The following is a 22,055-nucleotide window of genomic DNA, read 5'->3' as shown; positions in this document are numbered from 1 at the left end:
GTTTTTTTATAATTATTTCATTTTGAAGATCGGACTGATTTTTTTGTAGATCAGAAGTACCACTAGTGATACGAGTGTTGCTTTTAATAGATTGAACGGAGCTACTGCAAACATAATAAATCCTGTCAGATTTGTAATATTCGGATTTACAACAGTTCCCATCTGAATCAGTGCGTCCATCGGCATTCCAAATGCCTTTGCATATACGGGAAGTACCACATATGCATTGACGAAACAGCCGATCGCTACCATAGCGGCAGTTCCAACACCCATACCGATCAAGGCGCCTTTTCTTGTTTTGTGTCTTTTATAAATCATTGCCGCCGGAACGCAGAGGGAACAGCCGATGATAAAGTTTGCCAGTTCACCAACTCCTGCGGTATCGGTTCCAGTAACAACAAAGTTCAGAAGAATCTTCACCAGCTCAATTGCCGCGCCTGCTGCCGGACCCATGGCAAACGCCCCTATCAGAACAGGAACTTCACTGAAGTCAATTTCATAGAAGCTGGGTGCAAACGGAAGCGGGATTTCAAATAGCATTAAAATAATGGAAATCGCCGCCAGCATTGCAATGTTGACGAGGGTGCGGACACTGATCCGTGATTGTGTTCTTGTAACTGTGTTTGATTGAGTACTCATGTTTCATCTCTCCCTATAAAATAAATTTTAAAAGAAAGAAAATCTTCATGGAAATTCATGCAGCGGCGCCTTTATAGTGAAATGTTATGTGCGATAGACAGTCCTGCTTTTATCATATCGTACAATTCTGCATTTGCCGTAGCATAAAAATACCCCGGATTCAAAAATCCGGGGACTCACTTTCACTATACGCTGCCACATCAAATTCTTCTACCATCCAGACTTTACTGTCGGTACCGGAATTCATCGTTGTGATGTCACCGGTTCAGCCGCTTATATATTGATATATCTATAAGCGGGTCGCGGACTATACCGCCGGTTGGGAATTACACCCGACCCCGAAGATTTATTCTTTTATAGTTTCTAGTATAATCCTTTATCTGAAAGAGTGCAAGAGGAAAGTAATATTTCTTGTAACAGTGCAGCCGAAAGGCTGAACGGTTACTATTTCTTGACAAATGTTTTTTATATGTTAGAATCTTATAACATGAAAATACGCTGTTGAGGATTGACGATAAATAATCACATAAGAAAGAGGATGAAGGATATGGGATTAACAGAATTATTTGCGCTGGCAGTGGGATTATCAATGGACGCTTTTGCGGTGTCTGTTTGTAAAGGTTTGTCGCTGGGGAAAATCAAGGTAAAGCATATGTGTATTGCGGGTATATGGTTCGGAGGATTTCAGGCGATGATGCCGCTGATCGGATATTTGCTGGGAAGTCTCTTTGCCGACATGATTACCAGTGTGGCACACTGGATTGCCTTTATTCTTCTGTTAATCATCGGCGGAGGCATGATAAAAGAGGCATTAAGCGATGCAGAAGAGGTAGATGCCTCTATGGACGTAAAATCAATGTTTTTGCTAGCGGTTGCAACAAGTATTGATGCATTGGCAGTGGGAGTGTCGTTTGCTTTCTTGAAAGTGGCAATTCTCCCGGCAGTTTCTTTTATTGGTGCAGTCACATTTATCTGCTCTGCGGCTGGCGTGAAAATCGGAAGTGTCTTCGGGTGTAGATACCGCACAAAGGCGGAGCTGTGCGGTGGTGTGATATTGATTCTGATCGGTCTGAAAACCTTGCTTGATGGTCTTGGCGTTTTATGAGTATAATCCGGCAACACAAGTTCAGCTGCTTGAATGATATAAAATCCAAAGGGGCTGTCCTGAAATGTTCCGACTGCCCCTTTGGATGTAGGTCATGAGTCTGTTAAATTACAGCTTAAAGACTAAAATTGCTTTATCAGTCCCAACCATTGACATAGTGACCAATTTATGACTGCCTTTTTTTAACATTTCTTCAGCTGTTTTTTCAATTTCTTTTGCCATATTTTCTACACCAGATGAACACTCAACAACAACTGTTTTGTAAAATGAATTAAACATTTTTTGCTCCTTACACAAATGAATTTTTCGTTGTAATTATATCCTTTCAATTAATCACATTGGATAAAATGTAAATTTTATTATTTCTCTTCTTCTTTGTTATTTCTGTTCTTTCTATCCCACCATGTACCTGCTAATGAACAAGTTCCGCCCATAGCTATAAAAGCTATCATTATAATCCAAAATTCCATGCTTCTTCCTCCTCTTAATTTAAAAATATTGGAAAATAAAAATTACAATTATACATATAATAAGTGCGATTACGCCTGCTAAAAATGCAAATATGATTGTTTGATAATTTCTTTTTCCTAATTCTTGTTGTGTTTCATCGTAAGTTAATTGTTTTCCATCAATAAATGCCAAAATTTCTTTATAAGTTTGAATGTTATGATTTTTTTTAAATTTTTCAATCTTATTTGCTGTATATAGTGTTACAGCGAACAAGCATAGCCAGATAATAACTCCAATATACCCTTCAATACTAAATAAAGGATAAGCACTTATAGTTGTGATTATCAATCCGGCAAGGAAAACATAACTCATTACATTAAATTTTTTAATTGTTTCTTTTTCAATAATTTCTCTCATCTCCTTTATATCTTCTTTTACAAAACTATCTAAAGATACATTGAAGATATTGGATAGAATTATTAAACTTTTAACATCTGGACAACTTTTATTTGTTTCCCAGTTTGAAATTGTTTGTCTTGAAACAAATACTTTAAGAGCCAGTTCCTCTTGAGAAATTTTTTGCTGTTCTCTAAATTTTTTGATTTGTAATCCAATATCCATCTTGAATCTTCTCCTTTATTGTATATGAATATATATTTTTCGTCTGTCAAAAGCCTTTGACATTGCCCTTTTTTCGTGTAAAAATGATTTTGCAGGGCTTAAAAACTGCTCTTTGCGGTTAATTATATCGTTTCCCTGTGTAAGTTACAATAGTAGTTTCCAAAAGTTTGTGCCAAGAAATAATTGAAATGCATATTTTCCGGACTGGAAATACATGCTATACTGTACTTTGAAGATGAAAGGACGGAGAAGTATGAGTGTACAGCAGATTTTGGAACAGGTGCAAACCGGTGCGTTATCGGTGCAGGAAGCGGAAATTATATTGCGGCAAGGGTATTACGAGGAAATGGGATATGCAAAGGTGGACACGGATAGAAAGCGCCGGACCGGATTTGCAGAGGTGGTGTTTTGCAGCGGCAAGGCAGATGAACATTTACTCAGTATTTATAAAAGAATATACGAAACAGAAGGAGAAGTTCTGGGAACAAGAGCAACAGAGTCACAATACGAATTTATTCGGAAGGAATTGCCGAATGTCGTATATGACTCTTTGTCTCATATATTGAAGATAGAAAAAACAGAAAAAGTACGGGTCGGGAAAATAGCGGTTTGTACAGCAGGAACGGCAGATATTGCAGTGGCGGAAGAAGCTGCCCAGACGGCGGAATTCTTCGGGGCAAATGTGGAGCGGATTTATGACGTGGGAGTCAGCGGCATACATCGTTTAATGTCCAGACTGGAAACTATACAACAGGCGAACTGCATTGTAGCTGTAGCCGGAATGGAGGGAGCCCTTGCAAGTGTGATCGGAGGCATGGTGAGCCGTCCGGTTATTGCAGTTCCGACTTCAGTAGGGTATGGGGCGAATTTCGGAGGAGTATCTGCGCTTTTGACGATGTTGAATTCCTGCGCAAACGGAATTGCTGTAGTGAATATTGATAACGGGTACGGCGCCGGGTATATGGCGACACAGATTAATCGGTTAGCAGTGGAAAACATTTAGATTTTAATAGCTAAATGCTGAATGGGGCGAACACAAATATGCAGGTTTTATGGGGGCAAGATCAATGGGGAAGCAGTATCAGATTACAGAGTTCTGTCATCATTTTTTAAAAGATTATATTCAGGAGAATGACTGTTGTATAGACGCGACGGCAGGAAATGGTAATGATACCGAGTTCTTGTGCCGTATGGCAGGAGAGTACGGTAAAGTATATGCATTCGATATACAGGAAGAGGCTGTGACGAATACCCGGCGGCGGTTGGAGCAGGCAGGCTTGTCAGAGCGTGCCGTACTCATTTGCGGCGGACACGAACGGATGCTGGAGTATGTGAGAGAAGAAGTCGCAGTAATCGTGTTTAATTTTGGGTATCTTCCGGGAGGGGATCATCGGATTGCAACCAGGGCAGAGACGAGCCTGCCGGCAGTGAGGCAGGGACTGGAGCTGTTAAAAGTGGGCGGTGTGATGAACTTGTGTATTTATAGCGGCGGTGATACTGGATATGAGGAACGGGATGCATTGCTGGCATTTGTCAAAGGTTTGGATACAAAGAAATGGCTGGTGATCGTAAGCAGCTATTATAATCGGAAAAATGATCCGCCGCTGCCGGTGTTTATTATTCGGCTACGGTAAATATATTATTTAGTTGTTCCCCTGCCTGGTGTGGGGCAGGGGAGAAGTTATTGCCAGAGATATAAAGGCGCGGTCAAAATGGCAGAATTGTTGCTACTTTTCACACCTACGGTGCTCAAAGCTTTGTAAATTTTTCTGTGCGTATTGACTGCATTGTATGAAATGAGTATAATATGGGTAGAATACTACTATCCAATAAATACAAGGAGGTTTTGTTATGAATATTCGTCCATCCGCGGCAATCCGCCAGAATTACAATGAGATTGCCGATATGTGCAGAAAGACCGCAGAACCGGTTTTCCTTACCAAGAATGGCGAGGGGGATTTAGTCGTTATGGATATTGAAACTTATAACCGCAGAGAAAAAATGCTAAAGCTCCGTGAAGAACTCTTAGCGGTTGAGGAGGATAGAATGGCAGGCAGAGTTGGATGTACGCTTGATGAACTGGATGCTTACCTTGATGATGTGATTGCAGAGGTGTAGTGTATGGCAGAGAGCAAGAAATACAAAGTCATTGTTTCCGACAGGGCGAAACGAATGTTGGGAACGCACATCCGTTTTATGGCACAGGTAAATAAAGAAGCAGCGGCGGCAAAAAAGAAAGAAATTATGACCGCTATGCGTTCTCTTTGCCAGATGCCGCAGCGTTTTCCGTTTTTTGAGGAACTATATATTACACCAAATAAATATCACAAGATGTTTATTGAAAAGTGGTATCTTGTTCTCTATCAAATTCAAGACGATACGGTTTATATTGACTATATTTTAGATTGCCGTAAGGATTATAGTTGGCTCATTCGATAACAACAAAATAACTTTCAGAAATCGTCACTTACAATCGGATGGCGATTTTTTATGCCTATATTCATTTTTAGGAGGTACAAAAATGAATAGGAAAATATTGATAGTTGATGATGAAATAGATATTGTGCAAATGCTTTGCAGCTTTTTTGAAAGCAAAGGTTATCTTGTATTATCTGCTACAAACGGAAAAGAAGCATTAAAACAAATAGAACGACAGCCGGACATTATTTTGCTTGATATCAATATGCCCGAATTTGACGGGTTAGAAGTTTGTGAACGCATTCGTAATTATTTATCCTGCCCTATCCTTTTTCTGACTGCCCGAATTGAAGATACCGATAAGGTAAAAGGATTTGCCGCTGGTGGTGATGATTATATTGTTAAGCCTTTTTCGCTTATGGAGCTTGAAGCAAGGGTAGCTGCACATTTGCGCCGGGAAATGCGGCATAGCTTTGAAGCGCAGGTAAAATTTTCCGGAGAGTTGACGATTGACTACTTGGAACGCTGTCTGTTTTTTGCCGATAAGCGTGTTGGTCTTGCCAAAAAGGAATTTGATATTGTAGAGCTGTTATCTCAAAATCCGGGACAGGTCTTTGATAAAGAACGTATTTACGAGCGTATTTGGGGTTATGACAGTGAGGGGGATAGCAGTGTTGTAGCAGAACATATCCGCAGGATACGGACAAAAATCGCTGCATATACAGACCGGGTATATATTGAAACAGTTTGGGGGTGCGGCTACAAATGGATAAAATAAAGTGTTCCGGGCGGGATTTATCTCTCCGAAAAAGCCTTATGCTTTATGTTATTGCTTATGCTGTAATTGCTCTTATTCTTTCAGTAGTGACTTTTTCGATATGTGATTATGCCGCTGGCAAGATTAAATCATCGTATCCTTTAACTGGTGAAAAGTATTATTTGACAAATGAACAGGGGGAACAGTTGGGAAATGGTACTTTTATTGGTGATACGACTGTTCCAATATCTAAACAGGACGAACACATAATAGCTCTGTTGGAACTATTACCTATGATTGCCGTACCTGTTTATTCTGCCTTATGTATCATAGCAGCGTCTTTACTGTTTTATAGAAATAAACTGAAAATACCACTTGCAGAATTGCGGGCAGCATCTGAAAAAATATCAAACAACGACTTGGAATTTTTAATCGAATATGATAGTAAAGACGAACTAGGGCAGTTATGTACTTCCTTTGAAATCATGCGGACTACTCTTGCAAATAACTTTTCTGAAATGTGGCGGCAAGTCGAGGAGCGAGGACGGCTTAACGCTGCTTTTGCTCATGATCTGCGTACCCCGCTTACAGTATTAAAGGGGTATAATGAAATGCTGCAAGCAAGCGAACATATTCAGACAAAAGAAATAGCAGCCACTATGGGTAAGCACATATGCCGTTTGGAAACTTATGTAAGCAGCATGAGCAATCTTCAGCGCATGGAAGATACACAGCCAGATTACAAGTCTGTTTCTTTGCAGCCATTTATTTCTTCTCTGTATGAAAGCGCAAAGATTGTATGCATACAGAATGGAAAAAAGCTTCTTTTGCAAAATGGAGTGTCCGAGCTGCAGCTTTCTCTTGATAGTTCGTTTATTTTACAGGTATGTAATAATCTGATCTCAAATGCTGTACGGTATGCTTACACCACGGTAACACTATCTTTTGCTTTACAGGATAACCTTTTTTCGCTTTCGGTATCAGACGATGGAAAAGGCTTTGATAAACATGGTCTGCATAATGTGACAGCTCCGTATTTCACAGAAGAAACAAACCACTCTGAACATTTTGGGCTTGGTTTATATATCTGTAAATTACTCTGTGAACACCATGGCGGATACTTGAGGATTGATGATATTTCAAACGGTGCAAAAGTATCTGCATTTTTTCAAATCCCAGCCTTGTAGATAAAAAGTAGATAATTACTATTTATACTCTCTATGAAAACACATGGAGAGTATTTTTGCTTTCACTGAGGAAAGGAGCTTTATATGGAATTAAAAACGATCGAGCTGACTAAAAATTTTGGTTCAAAAACTGCTGTAAACCATTTGAACGTAACTTTGACAAATGGTGTTTATGGCTTGTTAGGCGCAAATGGAGCTGGAAAGACTACATTCATGCGGCTGCTATGCAACATACAAACTCCTACATCCGGGAAGATTGTTTTGAATGGTAAAAACATTGAGGGACTTAACGAAAAATATCGTGGTCTTTTAGGCTATCTTCCTCAGCACTTTGGCTATTACCCTGATTTTGCAGCACTGGATTTTTTGTTGTATGTATCTGCCCTAAAAGGATTAAACGAAAAAAATGCAAAGAAAAAGTCAAAGAAGTTACTTGAAGCTGTTGGATTGTCTGCGGAAAGTAAACATAAAATAAAGACTTTTTCCGGCGGTATGAAGCAGCGTTTAGGGATTGCACAGGCAATGCTGGGCGATCCACACATTTTAATTTTAGACGAGCCAACAGCGGGACTTGACCCAAAAGAGCGAGTACGCTTTCGTAATTTGATAAGTGCTTTTGCTAAAAACCGTATTGTGATTTTGTCAACACATGTTGTTTCAGATGTAGAGTTTATTGCAGAAGAAATCATTATGATGAAATCGGGGCAAATTGTTCATTTTGGAAAGCCACAGGAAATTACTGCCGAGATTGACGGGCAAGTATGGGAATGTGCGGTTCCGTCTGCTCATGCTGAAACATATGCAGCAAAATTTAATACGAGCAATCTTCGCAACACAGACAGGGGTGAAACTATATTGCGGATAATTTCTGAACGTCCACCTATGGAAAATGCAGTAAGAGTTCAGCCTAATTTGGAAGATTTATATTTATTTTACTTCAAAGGAGATATAGAGGAATGAAAAAACTAATACAATTTGAATTGCGCAAGATATTCTCAAGACGTCTTACACAAGCTGCGCTGATTGCATTGTTTCTTTTGTCGGTTCTCCTAGACTTTTCCGCTTATCAAAATATGTATGCTTCTGATGGAATAAGCAACGAGGGAACGGGGCGGATAGCTGTTGAAATTGATAAAGCTATCGCAGGAAAATATAAGGGACTGTTGACTGATGAAAAAGTACAACAAATGATGATAGAGTTTAAGCCTAAACAGGATTTACATGGTATGAATGCGGCATATCTTTACCAAAATGCCTTGCAATCGGCGTTATTTCGTAACTTCTCTGATTTGGATGGCAACTGGAATGGTTATAGTGTTTCTGATGTATACGGAAATGAAGAAATTAATATTGGATATACATACGGTTGGCTCAACACAAGTCAAAATATGGTGAAGATATTTATTGTTTTATCATTAGTTGTTGTCATTATGACTGCACCTGTTTTTTCTGGGGAATATGGGGGCGTTGATAATATCATTTTGACAAGCAAATATGGAAAAACAAAATGTGGGGCGGCAAAAATCATTGGAAGCATTTTAGCTGCACTGATTATAACTGCTGTTGTTTCAGCAATTAACCTTATATATGCTTTTATACTGTATGGAAGTAGCGGGCTGGATTGCAGTATTCTGTTTGCTCCCGCGGACTTTGCCGCGGGGTACATTCCATTCAATATTACTTGCGGCACACTGCTTAAATATCAAATTCTTTTAGCATTTACCAGTATTATCAGTGTTACAGGTATTACATTAGTCTTATCTGCTGTATGCAAAAATCAGACAGTGGCGTTAGTCGCTTCTGCGGCAATTTATCTTTTTCCTGTTATGTTGCCCGTTAGCGAAACAAGCACATTATTCAAAATCATTACTCTTTTGCCATTGTACCATGCACAATTTGTTTTCCTTATGTCGGTAGAACAAATAAGAGGTAATGTACTTTATGCACTAATGGCTGTACCAGTCGCATTGATATTTATGGGGATTGGTGTTTTTATATCCCGCAGGGTTTTTGCAAAACATCAAGTTTTATAAAAAATGCAACATGTGCTATAAAATATTAGAATCAGTGTAAAATAAAAAAGTACCAAGAGGGCGTCAACCACGCCATTTCTCGGTACTTTTCACGCTCTCCGCAGCATCGCGGAAGGAGTGGACCTGGCGGGAATCGAACCCGCGTCCAAAAACCCATCCCATGTACTTCTACTATCATAGTCCGTTCTTTAACATTCCCTCTGCCGTACGGAAACGAACATCCTTACGGGTTCAGTAGCTTCATGGTACGCCTGCCGGCTCAAAGCTTTGCCGGTATCGTTTCTCACATAGTCGGTGCCAGATTCTTAAAGTGTGAGTGCTTTAAGGCTGACATGCAGCAATTAGGCTGCAGCTAATTCGAAATTATCGTTAGCGTTTAATTTTAAGTTTGCGATTTGACGCATCTGCCTGCGGATAGCTTCTCCATCTTCAGAATCCCTGTCGAAACCAGTACAAGCCCAAAGTTTTTAATGTAATCTTAAATAGAATATGCACATTTTGCAGAAAAATTCTGTTATGCACTTTTATTCTATAGAAAGTAGAACAGAAAGTCAAGATATTTTGCTGTTTTCATAAAATTTCAAAAATTTGGTCATAAAATTTACACAGACTTATCGGATTAATAGTTTCTTTGTGGGGGTGAATATGATAGAATATATGTTGAAATAAATAATCAACGGCAAGGAAGAACAATCAGAAAGGGGAACTTACAATGCCGACAACATATACACATTATAAATTCGGGAAAGATGTAATGAACGCATTGCCGAGACCGCTCCAGAAGATAATCTCGGAGAACCGCGAATTATATGATATAGGTCTGCACGGGCCGGATATTTTGTTTTATTATCGCTTTTTTATGAAAAATCATGTAAATCAACAGGGATATGAATTACATGATCTTCCGGCGGACAGATTTTTTAAAAATGCATTGCAGGTGATTGAAAAGTCAGAAGATAAAGGTGCTGCGCAAGCCTACGTTTACGGTGTTATCTGCCACTTTGCGCTGGACAGTGAGTGCCATAAGTATGTGGAGAAGATGATTCAAGTCAGTGGAATCAGCCACTCTGAGATTGAAATGGAGCTGGATCGGCTGCTTTTGACAGAAGATTATGTGAATCCGGTGACTTATCTGGGAACGAAACATATTCATCCAACGCAGAGGAATGCGGAGGTTATTGCTTCTTTTTATGAGAATATTACAGCGGAGGATATGAAGAAGTCTCTGATATGGATGGTTTGGGTACACAAGCTTTTGTTTGCGCCTAAGGATCTGAAGCGGAATGTGTTGTTCTGTCTGATGAAGCTGGCAGGGCTGTATGAGTCGAACGGGGGCATGGTCATGAGCCTGGAGCCGAATCCGGCATGTGAAAAGTATTGTCATTTACTAAAGAAGAAGTATGCCGGAGCTGTGCCGCTGGCAGTGGGGTTGATACTCAAGTACCAGAAGGCATTGCTTGGCAATGGAGAACTTCCGGTTCGTTTTCAAGAGACATTCGGTGCGGGCGAGAATTGGGAATCATTGCTGCTTTGATGATGGAGGGAATAAAAATGAAATTTAAAATGACACCGATGGAAAAGAAATGGGTTCTGTATGATGTGGGAAATTCTGCATTTACGATGCTGGCAACTACGATTTTTCCGATTTATTTTAACTATCTGGCGGGGAATGCCGGAATCTCTGATGTGGATTATCTGGCGTACTGGGGATATGCAGCGTCTATTTGTACACTGCTTGTGGCAGTGCTTGGACCGACGCTTGGAGCAATTGCTGATACGAAGGATTTTAAGAAAAAGATCTTTACGGTGTTTTTATTTGCCGGAGTAGCAGGATGTATTGCACTGGGATTTATTTCCTCGTGGATTTGGTTTCTTGTTGCATTTGTGCTGACAAAGACAGGGTATTCCGCTAGCCTTGTATTTTATGATGCGATGCTGACGGATGTAACAGAGCCAGAGCGTATGGATACAGTATCTTCTCAGGGATTTGCATGGGGGTATATTGGGAGCTGTATTCCCTTTGTTGCCAGTCTTGCTGTCGTATTAGGCGGCGGATCCGTTGGTCTGAATATGCAGACATCCATGATCCTTGCTTTTTTGATCACAGCATTTTGGTGGTTCATATTATCCATTCCGCTTTTGAAATCATATCAGCAGAAATATTATGCAGAAGCAGGCGGTCATGTAGTGCGGGACAGCTTTGCACGCCTTGGAAGAACCTTTGTGGAAATCCGCAGGCAGAAACATATTTTCATTTTCTTGCTGGCATTTTTTTTCTATATAGACGGTGTATATACGATCATTGATATGGCAACGGCATACGGACAGGCGCTTGGACTGGATAGTACGGGACTTTTGCTGGCGCTTTTGCTGACACAGATCGTAGCATTTCCGTCCGTATTGATCCTGAACTGGGTAGCAAAGAGAATCAATCCAACAAAGGTACTGGCGATATGTATTGCTGCATATCTTGGTATTTCTATTTATGCATATTTTTTGGATTCACAGACGGATTTCTGGATTCTGGCGGTACTGGTAGGAATGTTCCAGGGGAGTGTACAGGCATTATCTCGTTCCTATTTCGGCAAGATCATTCCAGCGGAGAAGGCAGGAGAATTCTTTGGATTGTATGATATCTGCGGAAAGGGCGCGGCGGTTCTTGGAACAACGCTTGTATCCGTAATGAGTCAGCTGACCGGAAAGATGAATGTGGGCGTGAGTGCGATATCAGTTTTGTTCGTGATTGGATTAGTACTTTTCCAAAAGGCTGTGAAGATGAATGAGGCAGCGGAACAATAAAAACATCATGCTATTCTATTATAAAACTGTGACAGGAGGACTGTTTTATGTCCGGATTTGTATGTTTAAAGGATATCACAAAAGTATATAAAATGGGAGAAGTTGAGATTCATGCCGTGGATGGGATTAATTTTGAAATTGAAAAGGGAGAACTGGTTGTAATCGTCGGTCCCAGCGGCGCAGGCAAGACAACGGTGCTGAATCTCTTAGGTGGTATGGATACGGCAACGAGCGGTAAGCTTTTCGTGGACGGTGCAGATATTACAAGATATAATGAGCGGCAGCTGACAAGCTACCGCCGGGACGACATTGGATTTGTATTCCAGTTCTATAACTTGATTCCAAATCTGACAGCTAAGGAAAATGTAGAACTGGCATTGCAGATCTGCAAAGATCCGCTGGATGCACAGACAGTTTTGGAGGATGTGGGACTGGGGCACCGGCTGGATAATTTTCCGGCGCAGTTATCCGGCGGGGAACAACAAAGAGTCTCCATTGCCCGTGCACTGGCGAAGAATCCCAAGCTGCTGCTCTGCGATGAGCCGACAGGAGCTTTAGATTATAATACGGGTAAGGCAATCTTACAGCTTTTGCAGGATATGTGCCGTGAGAAAGGAATGACAGTTATTGTGATCACACATAATTCGGCGCTGGCTCCGATGGCGGACCGCCTTATTAAGATCAAGAATGGAAAGGTATCCAGTATGGTGAAGAATGAGTCACCGATGTCAATTGCAGATATTGAATGGTAGGGAGACATATGAAGAAAAAGGCGCTTAGAAAAGAATTTTATATGGAAATTCGCAGGAGCCTCGGGCGTTTTCTTTCGATCTTTTTCATTGTGGCGATCGGTGTGGCATTTTTCTCAGGAATCCGTGCATCAGAACCGGATATGCGGCTTTCGGGTGATAAGTATTTTGATGAAAAGAATTTGATGGATATTCAGGTCATCAGTACGCTTGGGCTGTCGGAGAGGGATGTGAAGGCACTGGAAGCAGTGGAAGGGATTGAGAAGGTAGAAGCGGGATATTCTATAGACGCCCTCTGTATGAAGGAAGACAGTCAGGCTGCGGTACATGTTATGTCTGTGCTGCCATCCCTGAATATGGTGACGGCAGAAGAAGGACGGCTGCCAAAGTCTTGGGATGAATGTGCTGTAGATGCGGACTTTCTTGCAGAGAGTGGATACAAAATCGGGGAGAAGATACATCTTACATCAGGAAAAGAAGATTCGATTACAGACACTCTCAAAACGGATACGTTTACCATTGTAGGAACAGTCAGCAGTCCTTGCTATATTTCTTTTGGAAGAGGAAGTACCAATATCGGAACTGGAAGTGTATCTGGTTTTATCAGTGTGCCGGAAGAGAGTTTCAAATTGGACGTGTATACGGAAATTTATGCGGCAGTTGACGGAGCAAAGGATTTCACTGCATTTACAGATGAATATGAAGAATGTGTCAGCGCTGTACTTAAAAATGTAGAAGCAATCAAAGAAGAACGGCAGAAAATGCGCCGGCAGGAGATTGTGGATGAAGCAGAGTCAGAATTGGATGAGGCGCGGGAAAAACTGGAGGACGCGAAGAAAGAAGCGGAGGAAGAGCTTGGAGATGCAAAGAAAGAATTGGATGATGGATGGCAGCAGTTAAATGATGGTAAGGCGAAGATTTCAGCATCCTGGACAGAATTGGAGAATTCCCGGGCTGCATTGATTTCCGGTCAGGAAGAACTGAATGTGAATCGAAGAACCGTGGAAGACAGTCAGGCGGAGTTAAATAGCAAACAGGCAGAACTCAATGCGCAGCTAAAAGAATTGAATACACAGCAGGAATTGCTGGATGCAGAGAAAATCCCGTTAGAAGAACAGCAGGCACAGGTGGATAACCTGAGAGAACTGCTGAATCAGAAGCAGACAGAACTAGATCAGGCAAAGGTATCCATTGTCCAGCTTCAGTCGGATAATGAAGGCTTGAATACAGAAATAACAGAAATAACAGCAAGTGGGGAAGGTCTTCAGGCAGAATTGACTGCGATGCAAAATGAATTGAACGGCTTAGATCCGTCACTTCCGGAACAAGCGGAAAGGATTGAAGAACTGAATACGCTGATTGCAGACAACATAAATAAAATCAGTGATGTTCAGATAAAGCTGGAAGAGGTTTATACGCAGTTTGCCACAAATCAGGCAATCATTGATATGATGCAGCAGGAGGTTGAAAAAGGGCAGGCAGAGCTTACAGCCGGACAGCAGCAGATTGATGAAGGACAGGCAGAGTTGGACAAGTACTGGGCGAAAGTGAATGACGCACAGCAGATACTAAGTGATGGACGGGCAGAGCTTACAGCCGGACAGCAGCAGATTGATGAAGGACAGGCACAATTGGATGCTGCATGGGTACAGTTAGAGTCTGCACAGGCAGAGATCAATAGCGGATGGGTGCAGCTTACCGATGGACAGAATCAGCTTGCAAGTGCAGAAGCTGAGATTGTTGAGAATGAAAAGAAGCTGGCAGATGGACAGAAAGAATACGATGAAGGCAGGCTGGAGGCGGATGCCAAGATTGCGGATGCCGAAGCAGAAATCAAAGATGCGGAGGATGAGATCAGCAAGATAGAAAATGCCAAGTGGTATATTTATGACAGGGATAATCTCAATGATTACACTGGGTATGGCGAGAATGCGGATCGTATGCGGGCAATCGGCGAGGTCTTTCCGGTACTGTTCTTCTTAGTGGCGGCGTTGATCAGTCTGACGACTATGACGCGTATGGTAGAGGAACAGCGGACACAGATTGGTACGATGAAGGCATTGGGATATAACCGGTTTTCCATTGCAGGCAAATACATCGGATATGCCTTTCTGGCGACCGTTGCCGGATGCATTCTGGGAATTTTGTTTGGAGAAAAAGTATTTCCGTATATTATCATATATGCATACGGAATTATGTATCAGCATATGGATACCTACGTGATTCCGTATAATATCCAGTATGCACTGCTGGCAGCACTGGCAGCGATGGCATGTACGCTGTTGGCAACGGTGTTCTCCTGTTACAAAGAGCTAAGAGAACAGGCGGCTGAATTGATGCGTCCGCCTACACCGAAACAGGGCAAGCGTGTACTGCTGGAGAGAGTTCCGTTTATCTGGGGCAGACTGAGCTTTACATGGAAGTCAACGATCCGCAATCTGGTGCGGTATAAGAAGCGGTTCTTTATGACGATTTTCGGAATTGGAGGCTGCATGGCGCTTCTGCTTGTGGGATTCGGATTGAAGGATTCAATTTTTGATATCGGTTTGTTACAGTATCATGAATTACAGCTATATGATGGGAATATTATTCTGAACGAAGATGCGGAAAAAGAAGAGCAGGAACAGGCTATCCGTGTATTGGAGCAGGATTCCAGAGTGGAGGCGACTGCTGTTAATTTCTTGAAGCAGGTCAAGGTCGGAGCAAACAAAACATGGAAGGATGTTTACCTGAATGTAGCAGAAGACACAGAAGAATTCTCAGAATTTATCGTATTCCGGAACAGGCGTACGAAGGAAATTTATACACTGGATGATGAAGGTGTGATCCTGACAGAGAAGATGGCAAAGGAACTGGACGTAGAACCGGGGGATACGATCTATATCAAAGACGATGTGAAAGGTGAAATCCCTTATACCGTTTCCGCAGTCTGTGAGAACTATATGCAGCATTTTCTATATATGACGTCAGACGGGTATAAACGAGGATATGGCAATGAGCCAAAGTATAATTCCGTATATTACAGCGTGAAAGACGGTGAAGAAGACACAATAAAGTCTGTGGGTGAGGATGTCATTAAAGAAGAAGGAGCTTTAAGTGTATCCTATGCAAGCGGAATTGAGGCACAGTTAGATGACATGCTGGGCAGTCTGAATATTGTAATTGTGGTTCTTGTGATTTCAGCAGGAATGCTGGCATTTGTCGTGTTGTATAATCTGAATAATATCAATATCACAGAGCGAAAACGGGAACTGGCAACATTGAAGGTACTTGGCTTTTATCCGCTTGAGGTTGCCGAATATGTGTATCGGGAGAATATTATTCTGACGATTTTAGGCGGATTTTTTGGAATTGTTTGCGGAAAACTGCTCCATCGGTTTATCATTGTGACAGTAGAAATTGAATCTGCCATGTTCGGAAGAAATATTGATTTCAGAAGTTTTATATATGGATTTCTGATTACCTTTGGATTCTCTATACTGGTCAATGGGGTAATGTACTTCAAATTAAAGAAGATTGATATGGTAGAATCATTGAAGAGTGTGGAGTAGTGGAAGTTATGTATGTTTTCTGTGTATTGCGCAGTACGGCGGAGGTGCGAGAAATCAAGATAAGAAGATATGTCTCTTTTGTGGGTTTGTAAAAGAAATTCACAAAAGAGACATATTTTTTTTATATAATCGACCTATGAAATGGGTTACTGTACGCTTCGTTCACAGTAACTAAGATTGTGCTGATCAAGTATACATATAGAAAGCTGTGGAAAAGGAGAAGCAGATATGGAAAAAGTAAAAATTCTGGTTGTAGATGATGAAGGTAGAATGCGGAAACTGGTCAAAGATTTCCTTGTCCGGGAAGGATACACAGTGTTAGAAGCAGGAGATGGTCTGGAGGCAATGGATTTATTTTATGAAGATAAGGATATCGCATTAGTGATTCTGGATGTGATGATGCCGAAGATGGATGGATGGCAGGTGTGCCGTGAAATCAGGGAACGTTCTAAGGTACCAGTGATCATGCTGACTGCACGTTCCGAAGAGCGGGACGAGCTTCAGGGATTTGAATTGGGGGTAGATGAATATATTTCCAAACCTTTTAGTCCTAAGATTCTTGTGGCAAGAGTGGAGGCAATCCTGCGCAGGACTTTGGGAACGGATAAAAATGAACTGTTGAACGCAGGTGGGATTGTTATTGATAAGGCGGCTCATCAGGTGACCATCGATGGGAGACCTGTTGAATTGAGTTATAAAGAGTTTGAGCTGCTGTCCTATTTTGTCGAAAATCAGGGACTGGCGCTCTCACGGGAGAAGATATTGAACAGCGTGTGGAATTATGATTATTTCGGAGATGCCAGAACCATTGATACTCATGTTAAGAAGCTTAGAAGCAAGCTGGGAGATAAGGGTGATTACATCAAAACAATCTGGGGTATGGGGTATAAATTTGAGGTAGAGTAATGAAGAGTGTGAAGAAGTCGATCAAAAAGCAGATGGTCGCAGTTTTTATGGGACTGCTTGTGTTGATCCTTGGATTGATTTTTATGGTGAATAGTAATTTTTTGGAACATTATTACACTTCAAGAAAAACCATAGAAATGCAAGAAATGTATCAACTCATCGACAGGGCGCTGCGGGACGGTACGATTGATGATGAGAATATGCAGTCTATTTGGAGGAGGATTCAGAGAAGCAATGTTTTTGTGCTGGTGATGAACGAGAAACACGAGATTATTCTGGAAACGATGCAGGAACAGTATGGTTCTATGTATTTGCAGTTGATGGGGTACATTTTTGGAAAAAATGTAGGAGATATAGTCGTATCGACTGACCGGTATAATATATACAAGGCAGAACGTCCGGATAATAGCGGAGGATATTTGGAAATGTACGGTATAATAAGCGATGAGTATCTTTTTCTGATGCAGAGTCCTCTTGCCAGTATCAAGGATAGTGCGCATATTGCCAATCGTTTTCTTATTTATGTGGGATGTACGGCTTTGGTTTTCGGCGCATTGTTTGTATGGTTTTTTTCTAAGCGGATCACGGATCCGATCCTGGAACTGGCAGAGTTGTCAAAACAGATGGCTGATCTGGATTTTAACGCAAAGTATACAAGCGGAGGCATTGATGAAATCGGAATTCTGGGCGAGAATTTTAACTCCATGTCAAAGCGGCTGGAAGAGACTATTTCAGAGTTGAAGACAGCCAATACTCAACTGCATAAGGATATTGAGCAGAAAGAGAAAATCGAGAATATGCGGAATGAATTTCTGGGAAATGTTTCTCACGAACTTAAGACACCGATTGCATTGATCCAGGGCTATGCGGAAGGGTTGAAAGAAGGTGTGAACGATGACCCGGAGAGCCGGGAATTCTACTGCGACGTGATTATGGACGAGGCAAATAAGATGAACCAGATGGTAAAGAATCTGCTGGTTCTGAATCAGTTAGAGTTCGGCTCTGATGAATTGGACGTGCAGCGTTTTGATGTCGTGCGTTTGATACGGGGAGTGCTGGCAAGCTGCGATATACTGATCCAGCAGGCAAAAGCAATCGTGGATTTTATTGCTGATGAAGAGGTCTATGTGTGGGCGGATGAGTTTAAGACCGAACAAGTAATTCGGAATTATCTGACGAATGCGATCCATCATGCAGATTTTGAGAAAAGGATTGAGATCCGGGTTATTCAGAACGAAGATACGGTTCGGGTAACAATATTTAACAGTGGTAAGCCGATTCCGGAAGAGGATGTTGCCAAGTTATGGGATAAATTTTACAAAGTAGACAAGGCGCATACGAGAGAATATGGCGGTAATGGAATCGGACTGTCGATTGTTAAGGCAATTATGGAATCCTTTCAGCAGGAGTATGGTGTGCGGAATTTTGATAATGGTGTGGAGTTCTGGTTTGAGCTGGATGCAAAGAGCTTGAAATAAGGATGGGAATAAGATAAAATACTAGTATCGCACATAAGCATGTAAAAGACACATGCTTACGTGCCCATAACGGGTTGTTTGGTAAGTTCGGAAGAAACAATGGGGGATTGAGGAATGATTGCGATTATCGATTATGATGCGGGAAATATTAAGAGTGTGGAAAAGGCAATGCAGTATCTCGGACAGGATGTGAAGATTTCAGATGATCAAAGTGAGATACTGGCTGCTGACAAGGTGATTCTGCCGGGAGTCGGCTCTTTTGGTGATGCAATGGACAATCTGAGACGAAAAGGACTGGATACTGTCATTCATCAGGTTGTGGAGCAGGAAACTCCATTTCTCGGAATCTGTCTGGGATTGCAGCTTCTGTTTGAACGGAGTGATGAAAGTCCGGGCGTGGAAGGGCTTGGAATCCTTCCCGGCGAGATTGTACGGATTCCGTCGGGAGACGGACTTAAGATTCCGCATATAGGCTGGAATTCTTTACATCTGGAACATAATGGCAGATTGTTTGAAGGGATTGAGGAGCAGGCATATGTATATTTTGTACATTCCTACTATCTGAAAGCAAAAGAGGAGGAATGTGTGAAGGCGTCTGCTGAGTATGGGGTACATATTCATGCCTCCGTGGAGAGGGACAATATATTTGCATGTCAGTTTCATCCGGAGAAGAGTAGCGACGTGGGACTTAAGATACTAAAAAACTTTGTGGAGCTGTAATAGGAGAGCGGATTATGCATACAAAACGAATCATTCCCTGTCTGGATGTTCATAACGGACGAGTGGTAAAAGGCGTAAATTTTGTGGACTTGAAGGATGCCGGAGATCCGGTGGAAATCGCAAAGGCTTATGATAAAGCAGGAGCAGATGAATTGGTATTTTTAGACATTACGGCTACGTCAGATGAGAGAAATACTGTGGTCGATTTAGTGCGAAAGGTCGCACAGTGTGTCTTTATTCCATTTACTGTGGGCGGAGGTATTCGCACGGTAGAGGACTTTAAGGACTTATTAAGAGAGGGAGCAGACAAGATTTCTATTAATTCATCGGCAATCAATACACCGGAATTGATTCATGACGCGGCGGAGAAATTTGGCAGTCAGTGTGTGGTCGTGGCAATTGATGTGAAGAGACGTCCTGATGGAAGCGGGTGGAATGTATACAGAAGCGGCGGCAGAATTGATACAGGGCTGGATGCTGTAGAGTGGGCAAAAAAAGCGGAAAGCCTTGGTGCAGGAGAGATTCTTTTGACCAGTATGGATGGAGATGGAACAAAAGCGGGATATGATCTGGAAGTGACAAGGGTGATCGCAGAGTCGGTATCCATTCCAGTCATCGCATCCGGAGGAGCGGGTACGCTGAAGGATTTTAAAGATGCGTTTACAGAAGGAAAAGCAGATGCGGCTCTGGCAGCATCCCTGTTTCATTATAAAGAACTGGAAATCAGAGAAGTAAAAGAATATCTGCGCACAGAAGGAATCTCCGTGCGCTTGTAAAGCAAAGAAGCAAGATATATTTTGGAGAGGACTATTTTTGTTACTGTTCACACAGCATCTTGCACTGCGCTGCAAGGTGTCCGGTCAATGAAGTGATGGCAGTGATATATAAAGCCCCTCGCCGAAGGCGACTTAAAATGGGCTGGATACTGTTACTGGAGCACCCGTAGGGTGTGAACAGTAACAGGTCAGAAGATACAAAAGATGAAGGGGGCTCGGGGTATGGCAGGAATTAATGGAGAATGGTACGAGGCTTTAAAGGGAGAATTTAAAAAACCTTATTATAAAAAATTATTTGATACGGTGAATCAGGAATATAAAACACAGAGGATTTTTCCGCCGGCAAATGACATATTCAATGCATTTCATCTGACACCTTTAAATGATGTAAAGGTGGTGATCCTGGGGCAGGATCCTTATCATAATTACGGGCAGGCACATGGATTGTGTTTTTCTGTGCAGAAAGGTGTACAGGTGCCGCCTTCTTTGGTCAACATTTATCAAGAGCTGCATGATGATCTGGGGTGTACGATACCAAACCATGGCTGTTTGACGAAGTGGGCTGAGCAAGGGGTACTCATGCTCAACACAGTGTTGACAGTACGGGCACATCAGGCAAATTCTCACCGCGGAATCGGTTGGGAAGAGTTCACTGATGCGGCGATTCAGGTATTGAACAAGCAGGATAGTCCGATTGTATTTATACTATGGGGAGCTCCGGCACAGCGAAAGGAAAAAATGCTGAACAATCCGCAGCATATGATTCTAAAAGCTCCGCATCCAAGTCCGCTGTCAGCATATAGAGGATTCTTCGGAAGCAAGCCATTTAGCCAGACGAATGAATTTCTGAAAGCGCATGGTGTGAAGCCGGTAGACTGGGAGATTGAATAGACATCAGAAGCCTATACCGGAGAACGAAAGATTCCGATATCCGGCGGCAGAAAAGTAAATACAAAAAAAGCTATGGTGAAAAGCAGGACAAGCAGATATGGTCCTGCTTGTTTTGGCTTAAATGAACTGGAAAAGAATTGTCTCCTTTTAGAGCAAATCTGCTGATAAATAAAGAAAAAGGAAATCAAGACACTGATATAAAAAATAGCGATATCAATCCAGATCACAGTACTGCCTAGAATTCCTGAGTAAGTGTAGAACAGGACAGGGATCAGAGCGCAGCCAAGAAGCAGTCCGTAGAAAAGTATGTGGAGCATATTCGGATACCAGGGTTTCAGTTTGTGCTGCATATAAAAGAGATATACCAGCATGGGAAAAAATAAAAGCTTGATGTGTTCCCAAGTAGATTCGTTAACTGGAAAAAAAAGACCGAGAAAAGGATTTTTCCCGCTCCATTCATAAATAAAATGTGCCAGAGTACCAAAAACAGAGACGAATAGAATTCCCCATAGGGTATATTTTTTTAAATGGTTCATACAGCAAGGTCCTCCTGATTCTTAAAAGGGTGCAGTCCGTCTTGATATAGTATATGAATCTACAGGAATTCTTATTCTTTACATAATTGCATGGTGAGATGGTACAATCACATTTACAACAAAAATTCACATAAAGCTGTTATATTATCTTAAGGAAAACTTAATCTGGCATGAATTGCGTGGTTGATATGAAAATTCGGAAAAACGTGTCAACCACGCAGAAAAATAGCATTATATAATGGCATATTCCATTATAAAAAAATGTAATAAAAGGGATTCGTTTACAACACACTTACAACAAATCATACTTTTATTTTTTCAATCTCAAGCCGGAGCTGTTCAAGGTCACGGTGTCCGTATACTGAATTTGTCACGTCATTGAATTTGTGGCCAAGCATACGCTTCCGGTCATTTTCTTTTACTTCAAATTCTTCACACA

The 22,055-nt window shown here is 41.6% G+C and carries 22 protein-coding genes, 1 other RNA gene and 1 riboswitch; of the genes, 18 read left to right on the top strand and 5 right to left on the bottom strand.

The window, feature by feature from the left end:
* Nucleotides 1-12: 12 nt before the first annotated feature.
* Nucleotides 13-639 (bottom strand): ECF transporter S component, encoded by a 627-nt coding sequence (locus NFS18_RS14825; RefSeq protein ID WP_251391626.1) that lies wholly within the window; start codon nt 637-639, stop codon nt 13-15.
* Between the two features lie 201 nt (nt 640-840).
* Nucleotides 841-989, bottom strand: a riboswitch (FMN riboswitch).
* Between the two features lie 197 nt (nt 990-1,186).
* Between NFS18_RS14825 and NFS18_RS14820 the strand changes: the two genes are divergently transcribed.
* Entirely contained in the window at nt 1,187-1,744 is a 558-nt protein-coding gene (locus NFS18_RS14820) for a manganese efflux pump MntP (protein ID WP_251391617.1), read from the top strand.
* 108 nt (nt 1,745-1,852) lie between these two features.
* On the opposite strand, the gene NFS18_RS14815 is transcribed toward NFS18_RS14820, so the two are convergent.
* Together NFS18_RS14815 and NFS18_RS14810 are read right to left on the bottom strand one after the other, a co-directional pair.
* Nucleotides 1,853-2,023: a hypothetical protein gene (locus NFS18_RS14815; RefSeq protein WP_251391615.1), complete on the bottom strand. Its 171-nt coding sequence runs from the start codon at nt 2,021-2,023 to the stop codon at nt 1,853-1,855.
* Nucleotides 2,024-2,233: 210 nt separating this feature from the next.
* Entirely contained in the window at nt 2,234-2,815 is a 582-nt protein-coding gene (locus NFS18_RS14810) for a helix-turn-helix domain-containing protein (protein WP_251391607.1), read from the bottom strand.
* Nucleotides 2,816-3,068: 253 nt separating this feature from the next.
* Between NFS18_RS14810 and larB the strand changes: the two genes are divergently transcribed.
* The 8 genes from larB (at nt 3,069) to NFS18_RS14770 (ending at nt 9,210) form a co-directional block, all read left to right on the top strand.
* Entirely contained in the window at nt 3,069-3,818 is a 750-nt protein-coding gene (gene larB / locus NFS18_RS14805) for a nickel pincer cofactor biosynthesis protein LarB (RefSeq protein WP_251391604.1), read from the top strand.
* Between the two features lie 64 nt (nt 3,819-3,882).
* Nucleotides 3,883-4,449, top strand: a complete 567-nt coding sequence (locus NFS18_RS14800) for a tRNA (mnm(5)s(2)U34)-methyltransferase (protein ID WP_251391595.1) — start codon at nt 3,883-3,885, stop codon at nt 4,447-4,449.
* 217 nt (nt 4,450-4,666) lie between these two features.
* A complete protein-coding gene (locus NFS18_RS14795; RefSeq protein WP_251391593.1) occupies nt 4,667-4,933 on the top strand; it encodes a type II toxin-antitoxin system Phd/YefM family antitoxin in 267 nt (88 codons plus the stop codon).
* Between the two features lie 3 nt (nt 4,934-4,936).
* Nucleotides 4,937-5,254 carry a type II toxin-antitoxin system RelE/ParE family toxin gene (locus tag NFS18_RS14790; RefSeq protein WP_251391591.1) on the top strand — a complete coding sequence of 106 codons (318 nt, stop codon included), beginning with the start codon at nt 4,937-4,939 and terminating at the stop codon, nt 5,252-5,254.
* An 82-nt stretch (nt 5,255-5,336) separates the two neighbouring features.
* A complete protein-coding gene (locus NFS18_RS14785) occupies nt 5,337-6,011 on the top strand; it encodes a response regulator transcription factor (protein WP_251391589.1) in 675 nt (224 codons plus the stop codon).
* The gene (locus NFS18_RS14780; protein ID WP_251391587.1) at nt 5,999-7,177 is read left to right on the top strand and encodes a HAMP domain-containing sensor histidine kinase; all 1,179 of its coding nucleotides are present in this window, start codon (nt 5,999-6,001) and stop codon (nt 7,175-7,177) included. Before NFS18_RS14785 ends, NFS18_RS14780 begins: the two co-directional genes overlap by 13 nt.
* A gap of 84 nt (nt 7,178-7,261) precedes the next feature.
* Nucleotides 7,262-8,137: an ATP-binding cassette domain-containing protein gene (locus NFS18_RS14775; protein ID WP_251391578.1), complete on the top strand. Its 876-nt coding sequence runs from the start codon at nt 7,262-7,264 to the stop codon at nt 8,135-8,137.
* The gene (locus NFS18_RS14770) at nt 8,134-9,210 is read left to right on the top strand and encodes an ABC transporter permease (RefSeq protein ID WP_251391576.1); all 1,077 of its coding nucleotides are present in this window, start codon (nt 8,134-8,136) and stop codon (nt 9,208-9,210) included. The genes NFS18_RS14775 and NFS18_RS14770 overlap by 4 nt, the downstream gene beginning before the upstream one ends.
* Nucleotides 9,211-9,325: 115 nt before the next feature.
* Here the strand turns inward: NFS18_RS14770 and ssrA are convergent.
* Nucleotides 9,326-9,670: a transfer-messenger RNA gene (gene ssrA, locus NFS18_RS14765) on the bottom strand.
* A 252-nt stretch (nt 9,671-9,922) separates the two neighbouring features.
* Here ssrA and NFS18_RS14760 point away from each other — a divergent pair.
* The 9 genes from NFS18_RS14760 to NFS18_RS14720 all read left to right on the top strand — a co-directional run bounded on the left by NFS18_RS14760 (nt 9,923) and on the right by NFS18_RS14720 (nt 21,080).
* Nucleotides 9,923-10,744, top strand: a complete 822-nt coding sequence (locus NFS18_RS14760; RefSeq protein ID WP_251391574.1) for a zinc dependent phospholipase C family protein — start codon at nt 9,923-9,925, stop codon at nt 10,742-10,744.
* 17 nt (nt 10,745-10,761) lie between these two features.
* Nucleotides 10,762-12,009 carry an MFS transporter gene (locus tag NFS18_RS14755; RefSeq protein ID WP_251391573.1) on the top strand — a complete coding sequence of 416 codons (1,248 nt, stop codon included), beginning with the start codon at nt 10,762-10,764 and terminating at the stop codon, nt 12,007-12,009.
* 47 nt (nt 12,010-12,056) lie between these two features.
* Nucleotides 12,057-12,761, top strand: coding sequence for an ABC transporter ATP-binding protein (locus NFS18_RS14750; RefSeq protein WP_251391571.1), 705 nt, complete (start codon nt 12,057-12,059; stop codon nt 12,759-12,761).
* 8 nt (nt 12,762-12,769) lie between these two features.
* Entirely contained in the window at nt 12,770-16,309 is a 3,540-nt protein-coding gene (locus NFS18_RS14745; RefSeq protein WP_251391569.1) for an FtsX-like permease family protein, read from the top strand.
* 228 nt (nt 16,310-16,537) lie between these two features.
* Complete coding sequence (locus NFS18_RS14740) at nt 16,538-17,215, top strand: response regulator transcription factor (RefSeq protein WP_251391567.1); 678 nt, start codon at nt 16,538-16,540, stop codon at nt 17,213-17,215.
* Nucleotides 17,215-18,693: a sensor histidine kinase gene (locus NFS18_RS14735; protein WP_251391565.1), complete on the top strand. Its 1,479-nt coding sequence runs from the start codon at nt 17,215-17,217 to the stop codon at nt 18,691-18,693. Before NFS18_RS14740 ends, NFS18_RS14735 begins: the two co-directional genes overlap by 1 nt.
* Before the next feature lie 114 nt (nt 18,694-18,807).
* Nucleotides 18,808-19,413 (top strand): imidazole glycerol phosphate synthase subunit HisH, encoded by a 606-nt coding sequence (gene hisH, locus NFS18_RS14730; RefSeq protein WP_251391563.1) that lies wholly within the window; start codon nt 18,808-18,810, stop codon nt 19,411-19,413.
* 14 nt (nt 19,414-19,427) lie between these two features.
* Entirely contained in the window at nt 19,428-20,189 is a 762-nt protein-coding gene (hisF, locus tag NFS18_RS14725; protein WP_251391561.1) for an imidazole glycerol phosphate synthase subunit HisF, read from the top strand.
* 222 nt (nt 20,190-20,411) lie between these two features.
* Nucleotides 20,412-21,080 (top strand): uracil-DNA glycosylase, encoded by a 669-nt coding sequence (locus NFS18_RS14720; RefSeq protein WP_251391559.1) that lies wholly within the window; start codon nt 20,412-20,414, stop codon nt 21,078-21,080.
* Between the two features lie 11 nt (nt 21,081-21,091).
* Here the strand turns inward: NFS18_RS14720 and NFS18_RS19790 are convergent, their stop codons facing one another.
* Nucleotides 21,092-21,616, bottom strand: a complete 525-nt coding sequence (locus tag NFS18_RS19790) for a DUF6512 family protein (protein WP_251391556.1) — start codon at nt 21,614-21,616, stop codon at nt 21,092-21,094.
* Between the last annotated feature and the right edge of the window lie 439 nt (nt 21,617-22,055).

The organism is Mediterraneibacter agrestimuris (assembly GCF_943193195.1).
GTDB classification, from domain to species: domain Bacteria; phylum Bacillota; class Clostridia; order Lachnospirales; family Lachnospiraceae; genus Schaedlerella; species Schaedlerella agrestimuris.
This window is presented reverse-complemented; position numbering and strand designations above follow the sequence as displayed.